Below are 26694 nucleotides of genomic sequence, written 5' to 3' on the forward strand. Positions count from 1 at the left end.
GATTTTGCAAATGTATCGCTGGTTGGTATTATGAATGCCGATACAATGCTGAATTTCCCAGATTTTAGAGCTCATGAAAGAAGTTATCAATTAATGGTTCAAGTAGCTGGAAGGGCAGGACGTTCAAAAAAGAGAGGCAAAGTTGCTATTCAAACGTTTAATCCATATCATCAAATATTACAACAAGTTTCTACAAATTCTTTTGATGAAATGTTTAAAGATCAATTAAATGAACGTTGGCAATATCATTACCCTCCCTTTTACAGGTTGATAAAAATCACCTTACGGCATAAAGATTTTAATAGGGTAGATGAAGGTGCAAGCTGGCTAGGTGCTTCATTAGAACGTATTTTTAAAGAAAATGTACTTGGCCCTTCTACACCTTCAATATCTAAAATTAGGAACTATTACATTAGGAATATTATTATTAAAGTTCCGCAAAAACAATCTCTTGCAGTGACTAAAAATCATATTTTAAGGGTAAAGAATTCTTTTCAAGCAGTAAAAGAATTCCGTACCATTAAATTTAATTTAGATGTTGATAATTATTAGAAATTTCTAATTAGAAGAAATTCATTTACATATGTTTTTGCAATCGGTATAACTTTTCCATTTGAAAAATTAATACATTGTGCACCAACATAAAAATTTTCTTGTTTCATACTTTTTAAGGACAAGTATACTTTTGTATTATGAAATCCTTTTTGAGGTCTTTCTTCCTTATTTAAATTTAATCCGTTAAATTTATCTCCATGACCTGCATAAATTTTTCCACCTTCTGAAGAACTCCAAACAAAATTATTAATTTGTAATTCCAACTTATTTTTATTTTGGTAGATGAATTTGAGTTCTTCAATAGAAGGAACGTACCATAAACCATCCCAAATTTCTAAAAGATATTGAGGTATTGAATATTGCTCTCCCACATCAATAACTTCATTGTTCTCTGTTTCATCCTTCATAACCATAAACAAAGTGTTTGTCCAGCCAGCACCAAATTTTGAGGATGTTGAATAATTTTTAAATTCATCCAATGTAATAGATGTATTAGCAGACGCATTTTCATATTGTTCTCCCCAATCAAAAGTTGCCCAAGTACCTTTATGTCCATATTTAACTACAAAACCGTGCTGACCAGATTCATCAACATATGCCACTTTTCCTCCCAAATATTCTTCACCTATAAAATGTTTTTTTAGGTTTATTACTAGATTTGGGTAAGTGCCACCAATTTCAATTCCTTCACCTGCAGTTATTGTAATTAAATCTTGTAACTGAATTGTATGATTTGGTGATTTACCAAAAAAAAGTATTCCTTTTCCTGGTTTTAAGGTTTTATCTCCAACCTTTATATAGTTTAAGGGAATATTGTTTAAATCAATATTACTAATATTTTTATTTGCATTAGATTGAATATTCGGATTAATTACTTTATTCGGATTATTGTACTTCCCATAAGCTCTAGGCTTATTAATTTCCTTATTGCTTATTGACAAACCATTAATAAATGTTTCAATATATGATTTTTGGAAACCCCAAGGTAGGTTAGAGTAGTTACCTGCAACAGGTGTCCCTGTCCCTATAACAACTGTAAATTTACCTGTTCCGTTTGTAGTAGCTTCGTGATTTTCAATATAGACTGCCAATGATTCTTTATTATCAAAATGTATAGCTATTTGTACTTGAATATCTGAATTTAAGATAGGTTCACCTGTAGCATTTCTAGCAATTTCTGAATAGTTAAACTTATCATTTGAATTTTGACTAAAACTTGTAAAGAAGCAAAAAATAAGAATTAAATTTGTTAAAATAATTTGAGAAGTTTTCATAATAAAACATTTAAAATAAAACATTAATTCAAACTCAAAAAAGAGTTTGTTTTATAGATTATTCTAGTTTTGTAGTGAAAATACTAAGTTACAAAAATTGTATAGAAATATACTGTTTTTTGTTTTTAATAAAACAAGTATTAAATTATGCATATATAAAAGTTATTTTTGTACATTTGCACCCTTAAAAGTAAAAACTTAAATTATTAATTATGAATCATTACGAAACTGTTTTCATTTTGAATCCCGTTTTATCTGAAACTCAGGTAAAGGAAACAGTACAGAAGTTTTACGACTATCTTGTTTCCAAAGGTGCCGAAATGATATCCAAAGAAGATTGGGGGCTAAAAAAATTAGCTTACGCAATTCAAAACAAAAAAAGTGGTTTTTATCACTTATTTGAATACAAAATAGATGGGCAAGAAATTACGCCATTTGAACTTGAATTTAGAAGAGATGATAGCGTTATGCGTTATTTAACTGTAAAGTTAGATAAACACGCTGTTGCTTGGGCTGAAAAAAGAAGAGAACGAAATAATGCATCTAAAAAATAAGTTATGTCTATAGAACAACAATCAAAAGCAGGAAAACAAGGAGAAGTTCGTTATTTAACTCCGTTAGACATTGATACAAAGCAAGTTGCTAAATACTGTCGTTTTAAAAAGAACGGTATTAAGTATATTGACTATAAAGATGCTAAATTTTTATTGTATTTAGTGAATGAGCAAGGTAAAATATTACCTCGCCGTTTAACAGGAACATCATTAAAATTCCAACGTAAAGTTTCTGTTGCTATTAAAAGAGCACGTCACTTAGCTTTAATGCCGTACGTAGGAGACATGTTAAAATAAAAGAGGAACGATTATGGAAATTATATTAAAAAAAGACGTTGAAAACTTAGGTTTCACAGATGACATAGTAACTGTAAAAAATGGTTATGGTCGTAATCATCTAATTCCTCAAGGATTAGCGGTATTAGCAACAACTTCAGCAAAGAAAGTATTAGCAGAGACTTTAAAGCAAAGAGCTTTTAAAGAAGAAAAGCTAATTAAAGATGCTACGAAAATAGCAGACGCTTTAAAAGAGTTAGAAGTTAAAATAACTGCAAAAACTGGTGATGGAACTAAATTATTTGGTTCAGTTAACAATGGTAATGTTGCCGAAGTATTAGCTTCAGCTGGTCATGATATTGATAAAAAATTCATTAAAGTTGAAGGTGGAAACATTAAAAGACTTGGTAAATATAACGCTACAGTTAGATTGCATAGAGCTGTAATTGTAGAATTACCAATTGATATTATTGCAGAGCAAAGTAATTAACAATAATTAGTTAATAAACATACAAAAGCCCACTTTTTAGTGGGCTTTTTTTATGTAATTTTAGGTCTTAAAATTAACACAATCAAACAATAATTTAACTTAAAATCACATGAAAAAACAATTACTATTTTCATTTTTAATTGCTGTGTTTTCAGTCGTTACCTCATTTTCTCAGGTAACAACCTCAAAAATTCAGGGATTAGTAAATGATAATAACTCGGAAGGGTTATTTGGAGCAAATGTAATAGCAAAACACATGCCAACGGGTACGGTTTCTGGTACTATGACATTAGATGGCGGTAGGTATTCAATATCAAATTTACGTATTGGTGGACCGTATACCGTTACCATTAGCTATATTGGCTTTAGAACTATTGAATATACCGATATTTATTTAGATTTAGGTACAGCACTAGATTTAGATATTCAAATGGTTGCTGAAAGTGAACAATTAGAGGAAGTTGTAATTACTGGTGGTAGAAGTTCTACATTTAATAATAGCAGAACCGGATCAGAAACTAGTGTTGGAAGAAGAGAATTAACTAAATTACCAACTATTTCAAGATCAGCTTCTGATTTCACACGTTTAGATCCAGCAGCTTCAGGTGGTTCTTTTGGAGGTAGAAATGATCAATTTAATAATTTTACATTAGATGGTTCTATTTTTAACAATCCATTTGGGTTAGATGCAGCTACACCAGGAGGGCAAACAGGGGCACAGCCAGTTTCCTTAGACGCTATTGAGCAAATTTCTGTTGCAATGGCGCCATATGATGTTACACTATCTGGTTTTACTGGAGCTTCTGTAAATGCCGTTACCAAAAGTGGTACAAATACAGTAAAAGGTACGGTATATGGTTTTTTTAGAAATCAAGATTTAACAGGGAGTAAAGTGAAGGGGCAGAAAATTGCAGTTCCTAAACTAGAGCAATCTCAAATAGGTTTTAGTGTTGGAGCACCAATTATAAAAGATAAGTTATTTGTCTTTGTTAACTATGAGCAAGATAAAAGATCTGATTTAGGTCAAAATTGGCTACCAAATACAGGCTCTGGCGCTATCAATGAATCGAGAGTTTTAGAAACTGATTTAATGGAAGTTCAAAATGCTTTAGCCGGTATTGGTTATGATACAGGAGCATATGAGGGCTATACCCATGAATCCAACAGTACTAAAGGTATTTTAAAATTAGATTGGAATATCAATGAAAATAACCGTTTAGCTTTAATATACAACTTTTTAGATGCTTCAAGAGATTTACCAGCGCATCCAACGGCATTAGGATTTAGAGGTCCAAGTTCTCAAATTCTTCAATTTGAAAATTCAGGTTACCAAATTAATAATAATTTAAAATCATTTTTAGCTGAATTAAACTCAACTTTAGCGGACAATGTCACGAACAAATTACAAGTTGGTTATACTCATTTTGATGATTTTAGAAATCCTAAATCTGCTCCAATGGCTGCTTTTAGAATTCAAGACGGCAGTGGTGGTAACTATATTGTAGCTGGTCATGAACCATTCTCAATAAATAATAGATTAGATCAAAAAGTATTTCAATTAACAAATAACTTTACTATTAGTAAAGGTGATCATAACTATACATTAGGTTTTTCTTTTGAAAAATTTCAATTTGATAATTCATTTAATTTAGGAACTTATGGCTATGGTGATGCTAGGGGATATGTTGGAGCCTTTGGTGGTGATTTTGCAGATATGGATGCATTTAGAACAGGTATTTCAAACGGGTTATTAGCAACAGCTTTGGCAAATGCTGAAAATATTTTTGATACAAATAATGCAAATAACTCTTGGGCTTTAGCCGAAACTAATGTAGGCCAACTAGCATTTTATGCACAAGACGAATGGAATGTGAACGATAATTTTAAACTTTCATATGGTGTTCGTTTTGATAAACCATTATTTTTTAATTCAAGTAAAAAAGCACAAGATGTAATTGATTTCCCAGGCAATTTTTACGCGCCAGATGTACCTTATACTGATCCATCAACAGGTGAAACAGTATTTTTCGATTCAACAAAAATGCCTAATAATGATTTCTTAATTTCACCAAGACTTGGATTTAATTGGGATGTAAAAGGGGATAAAACGGTTCAATTACGAGGAGGAACAGGATTATTTACTGGACGTTTTCCATTTGTTTGGTTAGGAAACCAAATTGCGAATCCTAATGTATGGTTTTACCAAGTTGTTGATCCTGATTTTAAATTTCCACAGGTTTGGAGAAATAGTTTAGGATTAGATTATAAATTAGAAGATGGAACAATTCTAACTACAGATTTATCATATACTAAAGATGTAAATGGTGCTCATGTTCAAAATTGGGGGTTAAGTGTACCGACTGGAGTTTTGCAAGGCGTTGATAATAGACCTGTTTATACAGGTTCTGATATTGGAAATGCAGCCTATGTTTTTACGAATTCAGATAAAGGAAGAATCTTTAATGCATCGTTCAAAGCGCAAAAGTCATTTGATAACGGATTGTATCTAATGGGTGCTTATAACTTCTTAGATTCAAAAGATGTAAATTCAATTGAAGCAGAAATTACAGGTGATGCATTTGCATTTAATCCAACACTTGGAAATGCAAATGATGCAACATTAGCATATTCTAAATACGGAGATACTCATAGATTTATAGGTGTTGCCTCAAAAACTTGGGCTTATGGAACTAATAATAAATGGGAAAGTACAGTTTCTACTTTTATTGAATATGCGCAGGGTGGCAGATTTAATTATACATACGCAGGAGATATCAATGGAGACGGGTCTAATTTAAATGATTTGATTTATATTCCTACGTCAACTGAAATTGGTTCAATGCAATTCTCTGGTGCTGGGCAAGCTGAGGCTTTAGAACAATTCATACAACAAGATAATTATTTAAGCAGTAGGAGAGGTAACTATGCTGAGCGTTACGGAGCTTTAGCGCCTTGGAGAGGTAAATGGGATGTGAAAATAATTCAGGAATTAAAATTATCTGAAACAAATTCATTACAATTCACTATAGATATTTTAAATTTCGGAAATTTAATAAATTCAGATTGGGGATTGGTACAACAACCTGATGCTGTTCAACCTATTGGTGTTAATGTTGATGGTACTGGAACTCCTACCTATACATTTAGTCCAGATTTACAAGAATCATTTGTATATGATTCAAGTTTATTGTCTAGATGGCAAGCACAATTTGGATTGCGTTATTCTTTCTAAGTGTTAATTTTTAGTATATTTGAGCCGCCCAAATTGGGCGGCTTTTTTATTTGTATTATTATGAAATATAGACAGTTAACAAAGGAACAATTTTTAGAATTACATGATGAATTTGCTAAATTTTTAGCCACGCAGCAAATAGATGCCACAGAATGGAGAACAATTAAAGAAGCAAACCCGAAAATGGCTGAAGAAGAAATGAATATTTTTAGTGATGTTGTTTGGGAAGATGTATTAACAAAGGCAACCTATTTAGAGCATATTTCGAAAAATGATATCAATTTATTTAAATGTAATTCGAAAGAAATCATACGAATTTATATAAAATGGAATGATAACTCAAAGAGCTTTTTAAATACAACTGATTTTAACTGGTTTTTAAAGAACCCATTAGATGATAGTATCGAGTATTTTAAAGCAGTTAAAAAATATACGAACGAACGAAACCAAGAAATTTTTCAGTTAATTGAAATGGGTAGTCAACTTTCAAAAGGAGAACTATTTCAAACTTTTAGTAAATTAATTCTTTAACTATTTTAAGAACTCCTGTAGAAGCTTTTTCAGGTATAATTCGTAAATTATTGTATTGATTTGGAGCAATAGAAGGATTCGGATCTATAAAATAAATAGGAGTCTTAGGTTTTACAAAATGTACTAAACTTGCAGCAGGATATACTTGCATAGAAGTACCAATTATAATAAGAATATCTGCAGTAGCAGTGTATTTGATTGCTTTATCTAACATAGGAACTTCTTCACCATACCAAACAATATGCGGTCTTAGTTGATGATTTTCTTCACAAAAATCACCAACTATTAAATCTTTTTTCCAATCATAAATCAATTGTTCATTTTTTGTACTTCTAACTTTTAGTAATTCACCGTGTAAATGAAGTATGTGTTTACTACCAGCTCTTTCATGAAGGTCATCTACATTTTGGGTTACTATTGTAACATCAAAATACTGTTCTAATTCTACCAAAGCCTTATGTCCTGTATTTGGAGAGACTTGAAGTAACTGAGTTCTTCTTTTATTATAAAAATCTAATACTAGATTTTTATCTTTTTCCCAACCTATTGGCGAGGCTACCTCCATAATATCATGGCCTTCCCATAAGCCATTTGCATCTCTAAAAGTTTTTAAACCACTTTCTGCGCTCATACCTGCACCAGTTAGAACTACTATTTTTTTCATATTGATAATTTATTCAAAAGTAAAATTTTATATTTGAAGAAAGATATTTTGAATGGTTGATTATAAATATATAGAATATTTAGAACAGTTTGTAACTGATAAAAGAAAAGGTTTATTTAAAAAAGTATTGGATGAACGCACAAGACACTTTACTGTTGCGATAGAAGATATTTATCAGCCACACAATGCCAGTGCTGTTGTTAGAAGTTGTGAAATATTTGGAATACAAGATGTTCATGTAATTCAAAATAAATATAAATTTTATGCTTCAAATCAAGTTGCGAAAGGTGCTCAAAAATGGTTAGATTTTAACCTATTTAAAGAAAAGGACACTAACAATACCTTGGCCTGCATTGATAATTTGCGAAGTAAAGGGTATCAAATTATTGCAACAACACCTCATAATGATTCTTGTGTTTTACAAGATTTTGATATTTCACAAAAGGCTGCTTTCTTTTTTGGAGTTGAAAAGGAAGGGCTGTCTAAAGATGTCATGGAAAATGCAGATGGTTATTTAAAAATTCCTATGGTTGGTTTTACAGAAAGTTTAAATATTTCTGTTGCCGCTGCCATTATTTTGCAAAGTATGAATGAAAGATTAAAAAAATCTGATGTAAACTGGCAATTATCAGAAATAGAAAAAAATGAATTGTATTTGGTATGGCTTCAAAAATCAATTAAAAGCATTAAAAAAATTAAGGAATATTATTACTCTGAAATTGCTACTTCATCGTAATATTTTTAACAATAGCTGTTGAATCGCAGTTCACAACAGTTAAAGTAATACCTTTTAAATCGTCTTCTCCATGAATTTCATATTCATAAAAGCAAGAATCTAGCTTTACTTTATTTTTTAAATCAACATCTCCTGTCTTGAGAAGTGCTGAAATAGTAGCCGTATCTATTTTTTTTGAATTGATTAAGGCTAATGCTTCAAACGAAAATTCACGCTTTTTTACTCGAATATTTTTTAAAACTCTTGCATTGGGTCCATAATCAAAAGTCGTATTTTTCTTTCCTAAAAAGAAAGTAACTATTATAATTCCTATGGTTAATCCACCTAAAAAATAGGGTAAACGTTGTTTAAAAGTCATTTTACAAAAACAATAAGTTAATATCTCTAAAAGGTATGTTAAACCAATCAGCAACAGTTCTGTTGGTTAAAATACCGTGGTAAAAGTACATCCCTTTTTGCAAACTTCTGTCTAATCGTGCAGCATTTTCAAATCCACCTTCTTCAGCAATACTTAATAAATAAGGCGAAAATATATTACTTATTGATACTGAGGCAGTTCTTGCAAATCTAGAAGGGATATTTGGAACACAATAGTGAATAACTCCATGTTTTGTAAACGTGGGTTTTTTGTGTGATGTAATTTCAGAAGTGTCAAAACAGCCACCTCTATCAATACTAACATCAACTATTACAGAACCATCTTTCATTTGTTCTACCATTTCTTCTGTTACAATAACAGGTGAACGCGATTTACCCCTTAAAGCTCCAATTGCAACATCACATCTCATTAAAGCTTTTTGTAAAGTTTTAGTTTGTATTGTTGACGTATAAATGGCTCTACCTAAATTTTGCTGTAAACATCTTAATTTAGTAATTGAATTATCAAAAACTTTAACATTAGCTCCTAATCCAATTGCTGATCTAGCTGCAAATTCCCCAACTGTACCGGCACCTAAAATTACAACTTCAGTTGGAGGAACACCACTAATATTTCCAAGCAATAAACCATTTCCTTCATTATCATTACTCATAATTTCTGAAGCAATCAAAATAGAAGCTGTACCTGCAATTTCACTCAACGATTTTACAATGGTATAAACGCCTTGTTCATCTTTAATATAATCAAAAGCCACCGCAGTAATTCGTTTACTAGCCAAGGCTTCAAAATATTTTTTAGTTTGTGTTTTTAATTGTAATGCTGAAAATAAAATACTTTGAGGGTTTATTAGTTCTATTTCATCTAATGAAGGGGGCTCAACTTTTAATATGATGTTACACCCAAAAACTTCTTTAGTATCATAAGAGATTTTTGCGCCAGCTTCAGAGTATTCATTATCTGAGTAATTAGCTCCTTCACCAGCGCCAGTTTCAATAATAAATTTATGACCTTGAACTGTTAAAGCTCCAACTGCATCAGGTGTAAGACAAACACGTTTTTCTTGATAATGGGTTTCTTTTGGAATCCCAATAACAAGTTCACCTTTTTGCTTATATACTTCTAAGGTTTCTTCTTGAGGGAGCAGTTCTTGTTTACTAAAAGGAGAAGTAGCTTTTTTACTCATTATTTTTAATTGCTATAGTTCGTTGTTGATTATTTTCTAATGTTATCTTAATGCTAACAGTTTTTAAAGGTAATAAATTTTCAACTTTGTTTGGCCATTCTATCAAACACAAACTATCACTATAAAAATATTCTTCAATTCCCATATCCATGGCTTCTTCTTCATTTTTAATTCTATAAAAGTCAAAATGGTATATTATTTTATTATCGTTGGTTTGATATTCATTCACTAAAGAAAAAGTAGGGGAACTAACGTTATCTTTAACACCTAACAGCTTCAAAATTTCTTTAATAAGTGTTGTTTTACCAACTCCCATTTCTCCATAAAAAAGTAATATATTATGTTGTGCAAGCTCTGCTACCTCTTTGGCGATTTCAGGTAATTGTTGAAGTGAGTAATTTTTGACCATAAAATATGTAACTTATTTAGGTACAAATATAGCACAAGGAATTATCATTTCCTCTAATGAAACACCTCCATGTTGGTAGGTATTTTTATAATATTTTACAAAATGATTGAAATTATTTGGGTAGGCAAAAAAGTAATCTTCTTTTGCAAAAATAAAAGAACTATTTATTGAAAGTGATGGTAATCCAATTTCTTTAGGATTTCTAATAGCGTACACTTCTTTTTCCTCATAGGTAAGACTTCTACCAGTTTTATAGCGTAAATTAGAACTGATGTTTTTATCTCCTATAACTTTTGAAGGAACCTTAGAATTTATTGTTCCGTGGTCGGTTGTAATAATTAATTTTAATCCTAAATTTTGTGCTTTTTGAATGATCTCAAGTAAAGGAGAATTAATAAACCAACTATTTGATAAAGAACGGTAGGCCTTATCATCATTCGCAAGCTCTTTAATAACTTCCATTTCGGTTTTGGCATGTGAGAGCATATCAACAAAATTATATACAATAACCGTTAAATCATTTTCTTTAATACTATTAAAATTATCAGCAAGCTGCTTACCCGATTTTAGATTGGTAATTTTATAGTATTCAGCTTTTATATCAACACGAAGACGTTTTAACTGCGCTTGCAAAAAATCTTCTTCATATAAGTTTTTTCCACCTTCCTCAGTATCATTTTTCCAAAGATTTGGGTGTTTTTGTTCCATTTCTAATGGCATTAATCCAGAAAAAATTGAATTTCGGGCATATTGAGTGGCTGTAGGTAAAATACTGAAATAAGGAATTTCCTCTTCTTTTTTATAGTATTTAGTAATTGTTTGCTCAATTATATAGAATTGATCATATCTCAAATTATCTATAACTACCAATAAAGTTCCTTTTGATTTATTAATTTCTGGTAGGATTACTTTTTTGAATAAATTATTAGATAATATTGGGGCATCAGTAGAATCACCAATCCAGTCTTTATAATTTTTTTTAATAAACTTATAAAACAATGAATTAGCTTCTTGTTTTTGACTTTCAAGAATTTCAATCATTCCAGAGTCGTTAATGTTTTCTAATTCTAACTCCCAGTAAACTAGTTTTTTATATAAATCTATCCATTCTTTATACGAATTCACCATCGCCAAATCCATTGAAATCTTTCTAAATTCTTGCTGGTAATTAGAGGATGTCTTTTCAGAAATTAATCTAGAGTGATCTAAATTCTTTTTTAAACTTAATAAAATTTGGTGTGGATTAACAGGTTTAATAAGATAATCAGCAATTTTATTACCAATAGCATCTTCCATGATATACTCTTCTTCACTTTTGGTAATCATCACAATTGGTAAATTTGCGTGTTTACTTTTAATAGCTGATAGTGTTTCTAAACCACTTAATCCAGGCATATTTTCATCTAAGAAAACCATATCAAAGCTCTTTTCCTCACATATGTCAATCGCGTCTGCGCCATTATTACATGTTGATACAGCATACCCTTTTTTTTCTAGAAAAAGAATATGAGGCTTTAAAATATCTATTTCATCATCAACCCATAAAATGCTTATCTCATTCATATATTGTTATCTTTGTATTTCTTTATTAAATAAATAGTGTTTTGACCGAAAAAAAAACGAACAAACTTAAAATATTAAACGATCCAATTTACGGTTTTATTACAATACCAAGTACATTAATTTGTGATTTAATAGATCACCCTTATTTTCAGCGTTTAAGACGTATTTCACAAATGGGTTTATCTCATTTAGTATATCCTGGAGCTCATCATACGAGATTTCATCACGCCATTGGTAGTATGCATTTAATGCAAAAAGCAATTCGTAATTTAAGATTAAAAGAAGTAGCAATTTCAGATGAAGAGGCGAATGCTTTATGTATTGCAATTTTATTACATGATATTGGTCATGGTGCTTTTTCGCATGCATTGGAACAAAGTATTGTAACTGGAATTCATCACGAAGCAATTTCATTAAAGTTTATGGAAGTCTTGAATGAGGAATTTAATGGACAATTATCATTAGCAATCACCATTTTTACACAAAATTATCATAGAAAATTTTTGTATCAGTTAATATCAAGTCAGCTTGACATGGATAGACTAGATTATTTAAATAGAGACAGTTTTTATACCGGTGTTGCCGAGGGTAATATTAGCTCTGAACGATTAATAACAATGCTTAATGTTAAAAATGATAATTTAGTTATTGAAGAAAAAGGAATATATTCTGTTGAAAAATTTATAGTTGCAAGAAGATTAATGTATTGGCAGGTGTATTTGCACAAAACAGGATTAGTTGCTGAAAAATTATTGGGAAAAATTTTAAAGAGAGCAAAAGAATTGACGTTATTAGGTGAGAAATTGCCAGCTAGTAAGGCATTTACATATTTTTTGCAAAGGCAAATTAGTGAAGATAACTTTACAAACGAAACGTTAAAAACTTTCGCAAAACTAGACGATTATGATGTGTTTTCTGCTATTAAAGAATGGATTTCACACGAAGATATAGTTATTTCAAGACTTTCAGAAAGTTTGATAAATAGAATATTACCTAAAATAATTCTACAAAAAGAACCATTTACTTCAACTCAAATAAATGATATTAAACAAAAGATAAAGGATAAGTTTAAATTCACTGATTCTGAACTAGATTATTTTGTATATCATGGTAAAATTGAAAATCAGGCTTATGATGCAACAAAAAACAATATTCAAATCTTGTATAAGAACGGAAGAATAAAGGATGTTACAGAGGCTTCAGACCACTTAAATTTGCAAGCATTGTCAATTCCAGTCACGAAGTATTATATATGCTACCCTAAGAAATAGGTAGAATTCAACTTTTTAATTACTTTTGCATTTAATGAAGTTTACAGCAAATCAAATAGCGGAAATTTTAGAAGGTGAAATAGATGGAGACAAAAATGTTGAAGTTTATAAATTATCTAAAATTGAAGAAGGTGAAGACGGATCGTTGACCTTTCTTTCAAACCCAAAATACACACAGTACATTTATTCTACAAAGGCTTCAGTCACCATTGTAAATAAAAGCTTTATCCCAGAAAGTACAATTAATACTACACTTATAAAAGTTGAAGATGCCTATAAAGCATTTTCAAAACTATTAGCGTTTTATGATGAGGTAAAATCTAATAAATCAGGAATTGAAACTCCATCATATGTTAGTGAGACTTCAAGAATTGGTAAAAATTTGTATGTGGGAGCTTTTGCATATATTGGTAATAATGTTATTATTGGAGATAATGTAAAAATTTATCCAAATGTATATATTGGTGATAATGTAGTACTTAAAGACAATACTACAATTTTTGCTGGCGCTAAAATATATTCAGAAACTATTATTGGCAAGAGCTGTACCATACATGCCGGAGCTATTATTGGTGCAGATGGATTTGGTTTTGCACCAAATGAGGAAGGAGTTTATAGTAAAGTACCTCAAATAGGAAATGTTATTATTGAAGATTTTGTAGATATTGGAGCGGTAACCACAATTGACAGAGCCACGTTAGGATCAACAATAATAAGGAAAGGTGTTAAGTTAGATAATCAAATTCAAGTAGCGCATAATGTTGAAATAGGTTCAAATACAGTAATTGCAGCCCAAACAGGTATTGCAGGTTCAACCAAAATTGGTGAAAATTGTATGATAGGAGGACAAGTTGGTATAGTTGGCCATATTAGTATTGGAAATAATGTTAGAATCCAAGCGCAATCAGGAATTTCCAGAAATATAGCTGATAATGATGTTATACAAGGAACTCCAGCTATTGGGTATTCAGATTATAATAAATCATACGTATACTTTAAAAGATTGCCCGAATTAGTAGGGAAGATAAACCAATTAGAAAAAGAAATAATAGCTTTAAAAGAGAAATAAATGAGTAGTAAACAAAAAACAATAAAAAAAGAGGTAACACTTTCAGGAGTTGGTTTACATACAGGAAACAAAGTTACAATGACATTTAAACCTGCTCCAATAAACTACGGATATGCTTTTGTTCGAATAGACTTGGAAGGATCTCCTATTATTGAAGCAAGTGCAGAATATGTAATTAATACTCAAAGAGGTACCAATTTAGAAAAGAAAGGTGTATTTGTAAATACGTCAGAACATGTGCTAGCTGCCGTTGTTGCTTTAGGTATAGATAATATATGTATTGAGATAAATGCGGCTGAGCCTCCTATTATGGATGGATCGTCAAAACATTTTATTGAAGCCATTGAGAAAGCAGGAATCGTTGAGCAAGAGGCCGAAAGAGATGAGTATGTTGTAAAGGATATTATTTCATATAAAGACGAGGTTACAGGAAGTGAAATTATTTTAATGCCATCAGATGAGTATCAAATAACTGCAATGGTAGATTTTGGCACAAAAGTATTGGGCACACAAAATGCTACACTTAATAAATTATCTGATTTTAAAAATGAAATTGCTGATGCTAGAACATTTAGCTTTCTTCATGAGTTAGAAATGCTTTTAGATCATAATTTAATTCAAGGTGGAGATCTCAATAACGCCATAGTCTATGTGGATAAAGAAATTTCCGACGAAACCATGAATAAGCTTAAAAAGGCTTTTAATAAAGAAAATTTAACGGTAAAAGCGAACGGAATTCTTGATAATTTAACATTGAGATGGGCGAATGAAGCGGCAAGGCATAAATTACTTGACGTGATTGGTGATTTAGCGCTGGTAGGTACTAGAATTAGAGGTAAAGTAATTGCGAATAAACCCGGCCATCTGGTAAATACTGTTTTTGCAAAAAAACTACAAAAAATAATAAAACACGAAAAAAGAAATAACGTACCAAAATACGATCTAGATCAGCCACCATTAATGGATATTCATAAAATCATGAGTATCCTACCGCATAGACCACCCTTTTTATTAATTGATAGAATTCTAGAATTGTCTGATTCACACGTAGTTGGAATGAAAAATGTGACAATGAATGAACCTTTTTTTGTAGGTCATTTTCCTGATGCACCGGTAATGCCGGGAGTTCTACAAGTTGAAGCAATGGCTCAATGTGGTGGTGTATTGGTGTTAAGTTCAGTACCTGACCCAGAAAATTATTTAACCTACTTTATGAAAATGGATAAAGTAAAGTTTAAACAAAAAGTACTACCTGGAGATACGTTAATATTTAGAGCAGAATTAATTACTCCTATAAGAAGAGGAATTTGCCATATGCAAGCTTGTGGTTATGCAAATGGAAAATTAGTTGTAGAAGCTGAATTAATGGCACAAATTGCAAAAAAACCTACTGAATAATGAATCAACCTTTAGCATATATACATCCAGGAGCAAAAATAGCAACTAATGTAGTCGTAGAACCTTTTACAACAATTCATAATGATGTTATTATTGGATCGGGAACTTGGATTGGTTCTAATGTAACAATTATGGAAGGCGCAAGAATTGGTAAGAATTGTAGAATTTTTCCAGGTGCTGTAATTTCTGCAATTCCACAAGATTTAAAATTTGATGGTGAAGATTCTCTAGCTATTATTGGTGATAATACTACAATAAGAGAGTGTGTTACAGTTAATAGAGGTACTAAAGCATTAGGTAAAACTCAAATAGGAGATAACTGTTTAATTATGGCGACTTCTCACGTTGCACATGATTGTATCGTTGGGAATAATTGTATTCTAGCGAATGGTTCAATTGTAGCAGGTCATGTAACAATAGGAAATTTTGCAATTTTAAGCGGTTTAGTGGCTGTTCATCAATTTATTCATATAGGAGAGCATGCGATGGTTTCTGGTGGGTCACTAGTAAGAAAAGACGTTCCACCTTTCACAAAGGCCGGAAAAGAGCCATTGTCTTATATAGGTATTAATTCAATAGGTCTTAGAAGGAGAGGTTTTGAAACAGAAAAAATTAGAGAAATTCAAGATATTTTTAGATTACTCTACCAAAAAAATTATAATACCTCTCAAGCGTTAGAAAAAATTGAAGCTGAAATGGAAGCAACAAAAGAAAGAGATCAAATTTTGTTGTTTATAAAAAACTCACAAAGAGGAATCATGAAGGGCTATACAGGGAGTTAACTTTAAAATTCTTATTGTAAGTTAATTAAGTTACATTACTTCAATTAAATAATTAGCAAAAAATTAAAATTAAATAATAAAATGGCAACAACATCAGATATTAGAAATGGTTTATGTATAAAATACAATAATGATATTTTTAAAGTAGTGGAGTTTTTACATGTAAAACCTGGGAAGGGACCAGCATTTGTAAGAACAAAATTAAAAAGTTTATCTACAGGTAAAGTTTTAGATAATACCTTTCCTGCGGGAAGAAAATTAGAGGATATTCGGGTTGAAACTCGAAAATATCAATTTTTATATCCAGAAGGAGACACCTACCATTTTATGAATACGGATGATTATAATCAAATAGCATTGCAAAAAGAAGCTCTTGATGCACCAGATTTATTAAAAGAAGGTGAGATTGTTACCATTATTTTTAATACAGAAGATAGTATGCCTCTTTCAGTAGATATGCCTGCCTCTGTTATTTTGGAAATTACACATACAGAACCTGGTGTTAAAGGAAATACAGCAACAAATGCAACAAAACCAGCAACTGTTGAAACAGGAGCAAGTGTAAATGTACCTTTATTTATTAATGAAGGTGACAAGATTAAAGTAGACACAGCCAAAGGAGCTTATTTAGAACGTGTTAAAGAGTAATATTTATGAAATTTCCTCGCACTTATAGTTTAAAGGAAATTGCTGAATTAATCGGGACTACTTTTATTGGTCCAGAAAATTTTCCAATTTCAGGATCTAATGAAATTCACGTAGTAGAGCCGGGTGACATTGTTTTTGTTGATCATCCTAAGTATTATGATAAAGCTTTAGAATCAAAAGCTTCGGTTATTTTAATTAATAAAAAAGTAAAATGTCCTCAAGGAAAAGCCTTATTAATCTCGAAAGACCCATTTACAGATTTTAATAAGCTTACGAAACATTTTAATCCTTTTAATAGTGCTAATACTTCAATTTCAAATTCCTCAATAATAGGAAAAAATACCATTATTCAGCCTAATGTTTTTATTGGAAATAATGTAAAAATAGGAGATAACTGTGTCATTCATCCAAATGTATCTATATATGATAATTGCCATATTGGAAATAATGTAACCATTCATGCAGGAACTATTTTAGGTGCGGATGCGTTCTATTATAAAAAACGTAAGGAAGGCTATGATAAATTATTATCTGGTGGTGCTGTAATTATTGAAGATAATGTAGACATTGGTGCGCTTTGTACAATTGATAGAGGAGTAAGTGGAAATACTACTATTAAAAAAGGAACCAAAATTGATAACCAAGTTCAAGTTGGACATGATACCATAGTTGGTGAAAAATGTTTAATTGCATCCCAGACAGGAATTGCGGGTTGTGTTGTTATTGAAGACGAAGTAACGTTATGGGGTCAGTGTGGGACAAATAGTGGTATTACCATAGGTAAAGGAGCTGTAATTTTAGGACAAACAGGAGTGACCAAATCTGTAAAGGGAGGGAAAACATATTTTGGAACTCCAATAGATGAAGCAAGAAAAAAAATGAAGGAAATGGCAGAAATCAAGCAATTAATTAAAAAGCAAAAAAAGTGATTTTTCTTTTATTCAGAACTTAGAAAAAATTACTTTTGTAAAGTTTAAATACATAAATTTAAAAATATACTTCAATGAGTGTTTTAGTAAATAAAAATTCAAAAATAATTGTTCAAGGTTTTACAGGTGGAGAAGGTACATTTCATGCAACTCAAATGATTGAGTATGGTACAAATGTTGTTGGAGGTGTAACACCAGGAAAAGGTGGGCAAACACATTTAGATCGACCTGTTTTTAATACGGTTCAAGACGCCGTAGATAAAGTAGGAGCAGACACTTCGATAATTTTTGTACCTCCGGCATTTGCAGGAGATGCAATTATGGAATCAGCCGCTGCTGGAATTAAAGTAATCATATGTATTACTGAAGGAATTCCTGTAGCAGATATGGTAAAAGTAAAAGCTTATATTGACAACAAAGATTGTAGATTAGTTGGACCGAATTGTCCAGGTGTAATTACTGCAGAGGAAGCAAAAGTTGGTATAATGCCAGGTTTTATCTTTAAAAAAGGAAGAGTTGGTGTTGTTTCTAAATCTGGTACTTTAACCTATGAAGCTGCCGATCAAGTGGTTAAAAAGGGATATGGAATTACAACAGCTATTGGAATTGGTGGAGATCCTATCATTGGAACTACAACAAAAGAAGCTGTGGAATTATTAATGAATGACGATGAAACCGATTTAATAGTTATGATAGGAGAAATTGGTGGACAATTAGAAGCTGAGGCTGCTCGTTGGGTAAAAGCAACAGGAAATAAAAAACCAGTGGTTGGGTTTATTGCTGGGCAAACTGCTCCAAAGGGAAGAACTATGGGACATGCAGGTGCTATTGTTGGTGGTGCTGATGATACTGCCCAAGCAAAAATGGCGATTTTAAGAGAAAATGGAATTCACGTAGTTGAGTCTCCAGCTAAGATTGGAGAAAAAGTTGCTGAAATTTTAGGATAAAATTGAACATTAATATATGTAAAAAGCTTCCTTTAAGGAGGCTTTTTTTATACAAATGTGTATATTTGATTCATTGTAAATTATTAAACATAAGGAACTAGTATATTATGAAACTTTTAGAAAATAAAACCGCATTAATTACCGGAGCGACTAGAGGTATAGGAAAAGGAATCGCAATTAAATTTGCCCAACAAGGAGCAAATGTAGCTTTTACATATAGTTCATCTATTGAAGCGGCAAAAGAATTGGAAGAGGAACTAAAATCTTATGGCGTAATGGCCAAAGGATATCAGTCTAACGCTGCTAAATTTGATGCTGCCCAAGAATTGGCTGCGGCCGTTTTAAAAGAATTCGGGTCGATTGATATTTTAATTAATAATGCAGGTATTACAAAAGATAACTTATTAATGAGAATATCTGAAGAAGATTTCGATAATGTTATTGAAGTAAACTTGAAATCAGTTTTCAATTTAACAAAAGCTGTAATTAGACCTATGATGAAACAACGCTCAGGTTCAATAATAAATATGAGCTCTGTTGTTGGATTGAAAGGAAATGCTGGACAAACGAATTATGCTGCCTCTAAAGCAGGTATCATTGGTTTTTCTAAATCTGTTGCTTTAGAGTTAGGCTCAAGAAATATAAGAAGTAATGTAATTGCTCCTGGTTTTATTGAAACTGAAATGACTGCTAGTTTAGCCGAGGAAACAGTTAAAGAATGGAGAAATTCAATTCCTCTAAAAAGAGGTGGGACTCCTGAAGATGTTGCCAATGCATGTGTGTTTTTAGCGTCAGATATGAGTTCGTATATAACAGGACAAACATTAAGTGTTGATGGCGGAATGTTAACTTAAATTGTACATATTGGAAACAGCCACATTAATATTTATAATATTAGCAGTTTTTGCAGCTTTTTTTATTGCTGTTTTTCAATATACATATCAAAATAAAGAAGAAAGTAAATTAAAATATTTACTTTCTTCTTTGCGTTTTATTAGTCTGTTTTTAATTTTTATTTTAATCATAAATCCATCTTTAAACAAAAATAAAATAGAAATTATAAAACCTAATTTAGTTGTAGTAGTTGATAATTCAACATCTATTAAATATAGTTCACAAGATTCCACAGTTCAAAATTTAGTGAATTTATTTAAAAAGAATAAAGAACTAAATAATAAATATTTAGTTAGTTATTATGCGTTAGGAAGTTCATTATCAACATTGGACTCCTTAAGTTTTAGTGAGCATCAAACCAATTTATCACTACCATTCAAAGAATTTGATAAATTATTTGATCCAAGCGTAGCTCCTCTAGTTTTTATTTCGGATGGAAATCAAACTATTGGAAATAATGTTGAATTTGTGAATTATAAAAGCCCTGTATTTCCTTTTATAGTTGGAGATACAATGGTATTAGAGGATATCAAAATTTCACAATTAAATATAAATAAATTTGCGCAAATCAAAAATAAGTTTCCAGTTGAAATTTTTATTAATTATACGGGTAAAAAACAGGTTTCAAAAAGATTAACTATTTATCATAGAAATAAGATAATATTTAATCAAGTATATGATTTTTCTAGTTCGGAAAATGTGACTATTGCTTCACCGATGTTATTATCAGATACCGAAGGAATACAGTATTATACTGCTAGCATTGAAGAATTAAATAATGAAAAAAACACCATAAATAACACAAAAAATTTCAGCATTAATGTAGTAGAAGAAAAATTAAAAATTTTAATTCTAAGTTCGATAATTCATCCTGATTTAGGGATGTTAAAAAAGTCAATTGAAAGCAATCAGCAACGGTCTGTAACAATTAGTAATGTTACTGATTTTAATGGAGATTTTAAAAATTATCAATTAGTTATTTTATATCAACCTACTGAAAATTTTAAAACTATATTTACAGAAATTGATAAAAGTAAATTGAATTACTTTATAGTATCAGGAGTTCAAACTGATTGGAACTTTTTAAATAGCTTGAAGCTTAATTTTTCAAAAAGAATAACTACACAAACTGAAAGTTACTTCCCAATTTACAATCCAAATTACGCTAGTTATTTAAATAATGATATCGGTTTTTCTGATTTTGCACCTTTGGAAGATGGTTTTGGAGAGGTTTCATTTTCATCACCTATTAATATTTTATTATACAAACGAATTGGAACTATTGAAACAGAAAAACCACTCTTAGTAACCATTGAAAACTCAAACCAAAGAGCTGCAATTTTATTGGGGGAAAACTCTTGGCGTTGGCGAATGAATAGTTTTAATTCGACAAAAACATTTGAAAATTTTGATAATTTTATTTCTAATTTAATTCAATATTTAACTTCTATTCAAAAAAATAAACGCTTAAAAGCTAATGTGAATCACATTTATTTTGCAAATGAAATTATACAAATTTCAGCGAGCTATTTAGATGATAATTTTAATTTTAATACGCGTGCAAAGCTTTTCCTAACCATATCAAATACAGCTGATAATTTTATAAAGAAAGTTCCATTTTCTGTACATAACAATCGGTTTTTTGTCGAATTATCTGAAATTCCACCAGGAGAATATAGTTATATTATTGATGTAGAAAATCAAAATTTAAACCTTAAAGGAAACTTTAAAATACTTTCTTTTGAAGTAGAACAGCAATTTTCAAATTCGAATGACATAGCCTTGAAATCAATTTCATCTAAAACAAATGGTGCTATTTATTATGCTAACCAAGAACAAGATCTATTATCAAAATTAATAAATGATCAACGCTTCAAAAGTATTCAACAATCTAAAATTATTAAAACGCCTTTAATTCATTGGAAATGGTTGTTAGGGATTATTATACTTTCGTTAAGTTTAGAGTGGTTTTTACGCAAGTATTTTGGTAAAATTTAATGAAAGAGGAAATACAATATAAGATTTGATTATAATTAAATCAATAAATCTTATGACACGACATCTATTATATTCATTTAAAATTTCAATCTTTACAAGGTTTTATAATACCCTTAGAGTTGCAAAAATTTTTAGTTATCATATTATCAAGTACTATACTATTTCAAAGTTTCAGCTTTGAAATAACTGATTTTAGTAGAATGCCAACTCTTGTAGAACATCTTATTTCTCATGCTGAAAGTGGTGATAATTTTTCTGATTTCATAACAAAGCATTATGGAAGTGAAGCAAGATCTCATAAAAATGAGCATAAAGAGCATAAAGAACTACCTTTTAAGCATAAGCATTTAGAATCTCATTTTCAACATCTGTATACATTTTATTCTCAAGATATTGTTATTTCATTTAAAGAATTAACTTTCAAAGAAAATAAGTTTGCTTATACAGAACCTTCGACAACTTTATATGTAAATAATCTTTTACAGCCTCCACAAAAGTAACATAGTCTATTTATTTTTATCGTTAAATTTGATGAGCATTTATTTGTTTATCAATTATATACATTTATAACTAATATTTTATGTTAAAAAAAATCATTCAGATAAGTATTGAAAATAAACTTATCATTTTATTAATTACAGCTGCTATTTTAGGTTTCGGATTATTTTCCCTTACTCAAATTCCAATTGGAGCTGTTCCAGACATTACAAATAATCAAGTACAAGTAATTACTACTTCTAGAAATTTATCAACTCAAGATGTAGAACAATTCATTACCTATCCTGTGGAATTAGAAATGGCTAATTTACCAGGGGTTCAAGAAATTAGATCTATTTCTAAATTTGGACTATCGGTAGTAACTATTGTCTTCGATGATGCAATAGGAACTTATTTACCACGACAATTAATTGCAGAAAAAATAAAAACTGCTGCAGAAAAAATTCCTGAAGGATTTGGAACACCAGAAATGGGTCCAATCACTACAGGTTTAGGTGAAATTTATCAATATATTTTAGATACCAAGCCTGGATTTAAAGATAAATATTCTCCTATGGAATTGAGAACACTTCAAGATTGGGTTGTGAAACGTCAATTATCAGGGATTCCAGGTGTTGTAGAAGTAAATACCTGGGGAGGATTTTTAAAGCAATATGAAGTTGCTATAAATCCTGAAAAACTAAAATCTATGAATATTCAAGCCACACAAATTATTGATGCGCTTGAAAAAAATAATAGCGTTGCAGGTGGTGGCTATATTGAAAAGACAAACGAAAGTTACTTTGTTAGAGGCGAAGGAATGATTAAATCTATTGACGACATTAAAAATATAGTCATCAAAAATATTGAAGGAATTCCTGTTTTGATAAAAGATGTTGCAGAAGTAAATTTTGGTTTTGCAAATAGGTTTGGTGCAATTACCGGAAATGGAGAAGGAGAGAAGGTACTTGGGCAAATAATGATGCTAAAAGATGGTGATTCAAATAAAGTAATAGAAGCGGTTAAAGAGCGAGTTGAGGAAATTCAAAAAACATTACCAGAAGGCGTTTTTATTAATGGATTTTTAGAGCGAAGTGAATTAATTGGTAAAACCACTTTTACCATTGCTGAAAATTTAATTTTAGGTGTTATCATTGTAATTTTTGTGGTTATTTTGCTTTTAGGAAGTTTTAGGTCTGGTTTAGTAGTAGCTTCCGTAATTCCTTTATCATTGCTATTTACATTATCTATGATGTACATTTTTGGTGTTGACGCCAATTTAATGAGTTTAGGTGCAATTGATTTTGGTATTATAATAGACGGTGCCGTAATTATTGTTGAATTCATAGCCTTTAAAATTACAAGTAATAGTGCCCAGTTACAACAATTATCAAAAAGTGATCGGCAAGATACTATTGATGAAATTACTTATGAAAGTAGTTCAAAAATGATGACTTCCGCCGTTTTTGGTCAGTTAATTATATTGATTGTTTTTATTCCTATTCTATCATTAAGTGGTGTTGAAGGGAAAATGTTTAAGCCTATGGCGATGGCATTTAGTTTTGCTTTAATTGGAGCTATGTTTTTATGTTTTACGTATGTTCCTGTAATTGCATCGATATTTTTAAAACCTGAAAAAGTTACTAAAAATAATATTTCAAAGCGCTTAATGGATTTCTTTTTAAGCTTGTATGAACCAACAATAAAATGGGCATTAAACCATAAAAAAATTGTTATTTCTGCCTCTGTTGCATTACTAATTGGAACCGCTATTTTATTTAGTAGAATGGGTGGTGAGTTTATACCAACGCTAGATGAAGGTGATTTTGTGATTCAGCCCGTTTTAAAAACAGGAACATCATTAACAAAAACTACAGAAATTACGACACAAATTGAACAAATTTTACTAGATAATTTCCCTGAGGTTGACCAAGTTGTTTCACGTATTGGTGCTGCTGAAGTTCCGACTGATCCCATGTCAATGGAAGAAAGTGATGTTATTATTAAACTAAAACCGAAAGGAGAATGGGTTTCGGCAGACTCAAAAGATGAATTAGCTGATAAGTTTAAAGAAAAATTATCTATTATTCCGGGAATTGACTTTGAATTTACACAACCTATCGAAATGCGTTTTAATGAACTAATAACAGGTGTAAGAGCTGATGTAGCTATTAAAATATTTGGTGACGACTTAGAAATTTTAGCTAAAAAAGCCGATGAAATAAAGTCTAAAATAGCAGATGTGGAAGGCGCTGCAGACATCATTGTTGAGAAAATTGATGGATTACCTCAAATGACAGTTACTTATAATAGAAAAAAAGTAGCTCGTTATGGATTAAATATTCAAGAACTGAATCAAATAGTTTCTATGGCTTTCGCTGGACAAACGTTAGGAAATGTTTTTGAAGGTGAAAGAAGATTTGATTTGGTTGTAAGGTTACAGCCGGAGTTTAGAAAAAATATTGATAATCTTCGGAATTTATATGTAGATGCTCCTTCAGGAAACAAAATTCCTTTGAATGAAGTAGCAAAAATTGAATATTCAAAGGGTCCTGCGAAAATTTCAAGAGATGATACCAAAAGACGAATTGTAATAGGTGTAAATGTTAGAAACAGGGATATGGAATCCGTGGTAAAAGATGTCCAAAGTATTATTGAAGAGCAAGTAAAATTACCTGTTGGATATACTGTTTCTTATGGTGGACAGTTTGAAAACTTAAACAGTGCAAAAGCACGTTTAAAAGTAGCAGTTCCAATTGCGTTGCTTTTAATTTTTATTCTTTTACACTTCGCATTTAAATCCATTAAAGAAGCTTTAATGGTATTTTCAGCAATTCCATTATCTGCTGTTGGTGGAGTATTATTTTTATGGATGAGAGATTTGCCTTTTAGTATTTCAGCAGGTGTTGGATTTATAGCCCTTTTTGGTATCGCCGTTTTAAATGGTATTGTACTTATAGAACATTTAAAAGAATTAAAAGAACGAGGTATGGACAATGTATATGATCGAATTTTATTAGGAACTAAAGAGCGTTTAAGACCGGTTATATTAACCGCTGCTGCTGCTGCTCTAGGTTTTTTACCGATGGCAATTTCTACAAATGCAGGGGCAGAAGTTCAAAGACCTCTTGCTACTGTAGTTATTGGTGGTTTAGTAACAGCAACAATTTTAACGCTCGTTGTTTTACCAGTTTTATATTCAATTTTTGATACTAAGGAATTTAAAATAAAGCGAAAGAGAACATTTAAATCCACTGTTATCATTTTAATTTTGTTGTTACCTGCTATTAGCTTTTCTCAAGAAAAAACAATCACAATTGATGATGCCATTTCAATGGCTATTAAAAATAATAAGCAGTTACTTATTCAAAAATTGAAAGTTGATAGAGATACTAAATTAATTAAAAGTGCTTTTGATGTAGACAAAACAAGTTTATATTATATGCACGATAATACAAATTTAGGTATTGATGGTAAACCATTTGAAACTTATGGTATTGAGCAAACAATAGAATTTCCAACCATATATTTTGCTAAGAAAAAAGTGAATGAGATTAACTCAAATTTAACAACGTTAAATTACGATTTAGCAAAAGATAATTTAATTAAAGAGGTTTCAAAAGCATTTTATACAGTTGTTTACTTAAATAAGAAGAAGGTACATTTAGCTACTATAGATAGTTTATACGAAAATTTTTCAAATGCAGCACAACGAAAATTTGAACTCGGCGAATCTAATTATTTGGAAATGATTACTTCTCAATCTAAGCATAAACAATTTAATATAGAATTAGAGCAGCTTCAAAACGATATTAATATTGCAAATGAAGTCCTAGGTTTATTGCTCCAGACAAATAATAATCTTAAGGTATTACATCCAGATTTCTCGAAAATTGAAATAAATTCATTTCCAATTGAAAACCATTTAATTAATAGATACTATTTAGAAAATAGCAAATTAGTGAAAGCTCAAAAAGGAGTTGAAAACCAACAATTATTACCCGATTTAAACATTAATTTCTTTAATAGTAAAGATATGACATCTAATGTTTCTGTAAATAGTTTTCAAGCTGGAATTTCAATTCCAATATTCTTTTTTGGTAAAGCTTCAAAGATTGGAGCTTTAAAAATTGAAGAAGACATTGCAAATGAATTAATACTTGATACGAGTCAAAAATTAAATTCTAAAAATAAAAGTCTTTTAGAAGAGCTTCATAAAATTGAATTACAATTAAATTACTATGAAAATAGTGGTGAAAATTTAGCTATAGAAATTTTAAAAACAGCTACACTTAGTTACAAAAATGGAGAAATTGACTTTTTTCAATACATTCAAAGTATTGAAACTTCTAATCAACTAAAAATAAATCATTTAAAAAATATTAATAGTTACAATCAAATTGCATTGGAACTAAATTATTTAAACCTATAACAT

23 protein-coding genes and 1 pseudogene are annotated in these 26694 nt (G+C 30.5%); 18 read left to right on the top strand and 6 right to left on the bottom strand.

Going from position 1 to position 26694, the window contains the following annotated elements; all coding sequences use genetic code 11:
• Positions 1–552: pseudogene (locus HKP59_RS06265) on the top strand (primosomal protein N'); the annotation flags it as partial.
• Here the strand turns inward: HKP59_RS06265 and HKP59_RS06270 are convergent.
• Positions 549–1829, bottom strand: coding sequence for a hypothetical protein (locus HKP59_RS06270; RefSeq protein ID WP_291804608.1), 1281 nt, complete (start codon positions 1827–1829; stop codon positions 549–551). The pseudogene HKP59_RS06265 and the gene HKP59_RS06270 overlap by 4 nt on opposite strands.
• Positions 1830–2041: 212 nt before the next feature.
• Here HKP59_RS06270 and rpsF point away from each other — a divergent pair, with 212 nt between their 5' ends.
• The 5 genes from rpsF to HKP59_RS06295 all read left to right on the top strand — a co-directional run bounded on the left by rpsF (position 2042) and on the right by HKP59_RS06295 (position 6912).
• Positions 2042–2383 carry a 30S ribosomal protein S6 gene (rpsF, locus tag HKP59_RS06275; RefSeq protein WP_291804610.1) on the top strand — a complete coding sequence of 114 codons (342 nt, stop codon included), beginning with the start codon at positions 2042–2044 and terminating at the stop codon, positions 2381–2383.
• Between the two features lie 3 nt (positions 2384–2386).
• Positions 2387–2680, top strand: a complete 294-nt coding sequence (gene rpsR, locus HKP59_RS06280) for a 30S ribosomal protein S18 (RefSeq protein ID WP_291804611.1) — start codon at positions 2387–2389, stop codon at positions 2678–2680.
• A gap of 13 nt (positions 2681–2693) precedes the next feature.
• On the top strand, positions 2694–3149 hold the full coding sequence (gene rplI / locus HKP59_RS06285) for a 50S ribosomal protein L9 (protein ID WP_291804612.1): 456 nt from the start codon (positions 2694–2696) through the stop codon (positions 3147–3149).
• A 109-nt stretch (positions 3150–3258) separates the two neighbouring features.
• Positions 3259–6381, top strand: a complete 3123-nt coding sequence (locus HKP59_RS06290; protein ID WP_291804615.1) for a carboxypeptidase regulatory-like domain-containing protein — start codon at positions 3259–3261, stop codon at positions 6379–6381.
• Between the two features lie 60 nt (positions 6382–6441).
• A complete protein-coding gene (locus HKP59_RS06295; protein WP_291804616.1) occupies positions 6442–6912 on the top strand; it encodes a DUF6495 family protein in 471 nt (156 codons plus the stop codon).
• On the opposite strand, the gene HKP59_RS06300 is transcribed toward HKP59_RS06295, so the two are convergent.
• Positions 6893–7576 (bottom strand): Sir2 family NAD-dependent protein deacetylase, encoded by a 684-nt coding sequence (locus HKP59_RS06300; RefSeq protein ID WP_291804619.1) that lies wholly within the window; start codon positions 7574–7576, stop codon positions 6893–6895. The genes HKP59_RS06295 and HKP59_RS06300 overlap by 20 nt on opposite strands.
• Positions 7577–7628: 52 nt before the next feature.
• On the opposite strand from HKP59_RS06300, the gene HKP59_RS06305 reads away from it, so the two are divergent.
• On the top strand, positions 7629–8312 hold the full coding sequence (locus HKP59_RS06305) for an RNA methyltransferase (protein ID WP_291804621.1): 684 nt from the start codon (positions 7629–7631) through the stop codon (positions 8310–8312).
• Here the strand turns inward: HKP59_RS06305 and HKP59_RS06310 are convergent.
• From HKP59_RS06310 to HKP59_RS06325, 4 genes are read right to left on the bottom strand one after another with little or no spacing between them, the layout of a single operon-like run.
• A complete protein-coding gene (locus HKP59_RS06310) occupies positions 8299–8670 on the bottom strand; it encodes a hypothetical protein (RefSeq protein WP_291804623.1) in 372 nt (123 codons plus the stop codon). The two genes, HKP59_RS06305 and HKP59_RS06310, sit on opposite strands and share 14 nt — an antisense overlap.
• Before the next feature lies 1 nt (position 8671).
• Positions 8672–9874, bottom strand: coding sequence for an alanine dehydrogenase (locus tag HKP59_RS06315; protein WP_291804625.1), 1203 nt, complete (start codon positions 9872–9874; stop codon positions 8672–8674).
• Positions 9867–10283 (bottom strand): tRNA (adenosine(37)-N6)-threonylcarbamoyltransferase complex ATPase subunit type 1 TsaE, encoded by a 417-nt coding sequence (gene tsaE / locus HKP59_RS06320; protein ID WP_291804627.1) that lies wholly within the window; start codon positions 10281–10283, stop codon positions 9867–9869. Before tsaE ends, HKP59_RS06315 begins: the two co-directional genes overlap by 8 nt.
• Before the next feature lie 12 nt (positions 10284–10295).
• Entirely contained in the window at positions 10296–11846 is a 1551-nt protein-coding gene (locus tag HKP59_RS06325) for a bifunctional response regulator/alkaline phosphatase family protein (protein ID WP_291804629.1), read from the bottom strand.
• A 41-nt stretch (positions 11847–11887) separates the two neighbouring features.
• Here HKP59_RS06325 and HKP59_RS06330 point away from each other — a divergent pair, with 41 nt between their 5' ends.
• The 11 genes from HKP59_RS06330 to HKP59_RS06380 all read left to right on the top strand — a co-directional run bounded on the left by HKP59_RS06330 (position 11888) and on the right by HKP59_RS06380 (position 26691).
• Positions 11888–13117, top strand: coding sequence for an HD domain-containing protein (locus HKP59_RS06330; RefSeq protein WP_291804631.1), 1230 nt, complete (start codon positions 11888–11890; stop codon positions 13115–13117).
• A gap of 34 nt (positions 13118–13151) precedes the next feature.
• Positions 13152–14186: a UDP-3-O-(3-hydroxymyristoyl)glucosamine N-acyltransferase gene (gene lpxD, locus HKP59_RS06335; protein ID WP_291804632.1), complete on the top strand. Its 1035-nt coding sequence runs from the start codon at positions 13152–13154 to the stop codon at positions 14184–14186.
• The gene (locus HKP59_RS06340) at positions 14187–15584 is read left to right on the top strand and encodes a bifunctional UDP-3-O-[3-hydroxymyristoyl] N-acetylglucosamine deacetylase/3-hydroxyacyl-ACP dehydratase (protein WP_291804634.1); all 1398 of its coding nucleotides are present in this window, start codon (positions 14187–14189) and stop codon (positions 15582–15584) included. It begins immediately after the preceding gene.
• Entirely contained in the window at positions 15584–16366 is a 783-nt protein-coding gene (gene lpxA / locus HKP59_RS06345) for an acyl-ACP--UDP-N-acetylglucosamine O-acyltransferase (protein ID WP_291804636.1), read from the top strand. Before HKP59_RS06340 ends, lpxA begins: the two co-directional genes overlap by 1 nt.
• Before the next feature lie 81 nt (positions 16367–16447).
• Complete coding sequence (gene efp / locus HKP59_RS06350) at positions 16448–17014, top strand: elongation factor P (protein WP_291804637.1); 567 nt, start codon at positions 16448–16450, stop codon at positions 17012–17014.
• Positions 17015–17019: 5 nt separating this feature from the next.
• Entirely contained in the window at positions 17020–17943 is a 924-nt protein-coding gene (locus tag HKP59_RS06355) for a UDP-3-O-(3-hydroxymyristoyl)glucosamine N-acyltransferase (RefSeq protein WP_291804638.1), read from the top strand.
• A gap of 74 nt (positions 17944–18017) precedes the next feature.
• Positions 18018–18890: a succinate--CoA ligase subunit alpha gene (gene sucD / locus HKP59_RS06360; protein ID WP_291804639.1), complete on the top strand. Its 873-nt coding sequence runs from the start codon at positions 18018–18020 to the stop codon at positions 18888–18890.
• Between the two features lie 107 nt (positions 18891–18997).
• On the top strand, positions 18998–19744 hold the full coding sequence (fabG, locus tag HKP59_RS06365; RefSeq protein WP_291804641.1) for a 3-oxoacyl-[acyl-carrier-protein] reductase: 747 nt from the start codon (positions 18998–19000) through the stop codon (positions 19742–19744).
• Positions 19745–19754: 10 nt separating this feature from the next.
• Positions 19755–21782: a VWA domain-containing protein gene (locus HKP59_RS06370; RefSeq protein ID WP_291804643.1), complete on the top strand. Its 2028-nt coding sequence runs from the start codon at positions 19755–19757 to the stop codon at positions 21780–21782.
• Positions 21783–21982: 200 nt separating this feature from the next.
• The gene (locus tag HKP59_RS06375) at positions 21983–22282 is read left to right on the top strand and encodes a hypothetical protein (RefSeq protein WP_291804644.1); all 300 of its coding nucleotides are present in this window, start codon (positions 21983–21985) and stop codon (positions 22280–22282) included.
• A gap of 80 nt (positions 22283–22362) precedes the next feature.
• A complete protein-coding gene (locus tag HKP59_RS06380) occupies positions 22363–26691 on the top strand; it encodes a CusA/CzcA family heavy metal efflux RND transporter (protein WP_291804645.1) in 4329 nt (1442 codons plus the stop codon).
• Positions 26692–26694 lie beyond the last annotated feature (3 nt).

It is taken from the genome of Lutibacter sp. (assembly GCF_013041805.1).
Lineage (GTDB): Bacteria > Bacteroidota > Bacteroidia > Flavobacteriales > Flavobacteriaceae > Lutibacter.

What these genes read in the sequence shown, in the direction of transcription:
- HKP59_RS06270 (WP_291804608.1), bottom strand. Translation starts at nt 1,829, where the DNA reads ATGAAAACTTCTCAAATTATTTTAACAAATTTAATTCTTATTTTTTGC.
- rpsF (WP_291804610.1), top strand. Translation starts at nt 2,042, where the DNA reads ATGAATCATTACGAAACTGTTTTCATTTTGAATCCCGTTTTATCTGAA.
- rpsR (WP_291804611.1), top strand. Translation starts at nt 2,387, where the DNA reads ATGTCTATAGAACAACAATCAAAAGCAGGAAAACAAGGAGAAGTTCGT.
- rplI (WP_291804612.1), top strand. Translation starts at nt 2,694, where the DNA reads ATGGAAATTATATTAAAAAAAGACGTTGAAAACTTAGGTTTCACAGAT.
- HKP59_RS06290 (WP_291804615.1), top strand. Translation starts at nt 3,259, where the DNA reads ATGAAAAAACAATTACTATTTTCATTTTTAATTGCTGTGTTTTCAGTC.
- HKP59_RS06295 (WP_291804616.1), top strand. Translation starts at nt 6,442, where the DNA reads ATGAAATATAGACAGTTAACAAAGGAACAATTTTTAGAATTACATGAT.
- HKP59_RS06300 (WP_291804619.1), bottom strand. Translation starts at nt 7,576, where the DNA reads ATGAAAAAAATAGTAGTTCTAACTGGTGCAGGTATGAGCGCAGAAAGT.
- HKP59_RS06305 (WP_291804621.1), top strand. Translation starts at nt 7,629, where the DNA reads ATGGTTGATTATAAATATATAGAATATTTAGAACAGTTTGTAACTGAT.
- HKP59_RS06310 (WP_291804623.1), bottom strand. Translation starts at nt 8,670, where the DNA reads ATGACTTTTAAACAACGTTTACCCTATTTTTTAGGTGGATTAACCATA.
- HKP59_RS06315 (WP_291804625.1), bottom strand. Translation starts at nt 9,874, where the DNA reads ATGAGTAAAAAAGCTACTTCTCCTTTTAGTAAACAAGAACTGCTCCCT.
- tsaE (WP_291804627.1), bottom strand. Translation starts at nt 10,283, where the DNA reads ATGGTCAAAAATTACTCACTTCAACAATTACCTGAAATCGCCAAAGAG.
- HKP59_RS06325 (WP_291804629.1), bottom strand. Translation starts at nt 11,846, where the DNA reads ATGAATGAGATAAGCATTTTATGGGTTGATGATGAAATAGATATTTTA.
- lpxD (WP_291804632.1), top strand. Translation starts at nt 13,152, where the DNA reads ATGAAGTTTACAGCAAATCAAATAGCGGAAATTTTAGAAGGTGAAATA.
- HKP59_RS06340 (WP_291804634.1), top strand. Translation starts at nt 14,187, where the DNA reads ATGAGTAGTAAACAAAAAACAATAAAAAAAGAGGTAACACTTTCAGGA.
- lpxA (WP_291804636.1), top strand. Translation starts at nt 15,584, where the DNA reads ATGAATCAACCTTTAGCATATATACATCCAGGAGCAAAAATAGCAACT.
- efp (WP_291804637.1), top strand. Translation starts at nt 16,448, where the DNA reads ATGGCAACAACATCAGATATTAGAAATGGTTTATGTATAAAATACAAT.
- HKP59_RS06355 (WP_291804638.1), top strand. Translation starts at nt 17,020, where the DNA reads ATGAAATTTCCTCGCACTTATAGTTTAAAGGAAATTGCTGAATTAATC.
- sucD (WP_291804639.1), top strand. Translation starts at nt 18,018, where the DNA reads ATGAGTGTTTTAGTAAATAAAAATTCAAAAATAATTGTTCAAGGTTTT.
- fabG (WP_291804641.1), top strand. Translation starts at nt 18,998, where the DNA reads ATGAAACTTTTAGAAAATAAAACCGCATTAATTACCGGAGCGACTAGA.
- HKP59_RS06375 (WP_291804644.1), top strand. Translation starts at nt 21,983, where the DNA reads ATGCCAACTCTTGTAGAACATCTTATTTCTCATGCTGAAAGTGGTGAT.
- HKP59_RS06380 (WP_291804645.1), top strand. Translation starts at nt 22,363, where the DNA reads ATGTTAAAAAAAATCATTCAGATAAGTATTGAAAATAAACTTATCATT.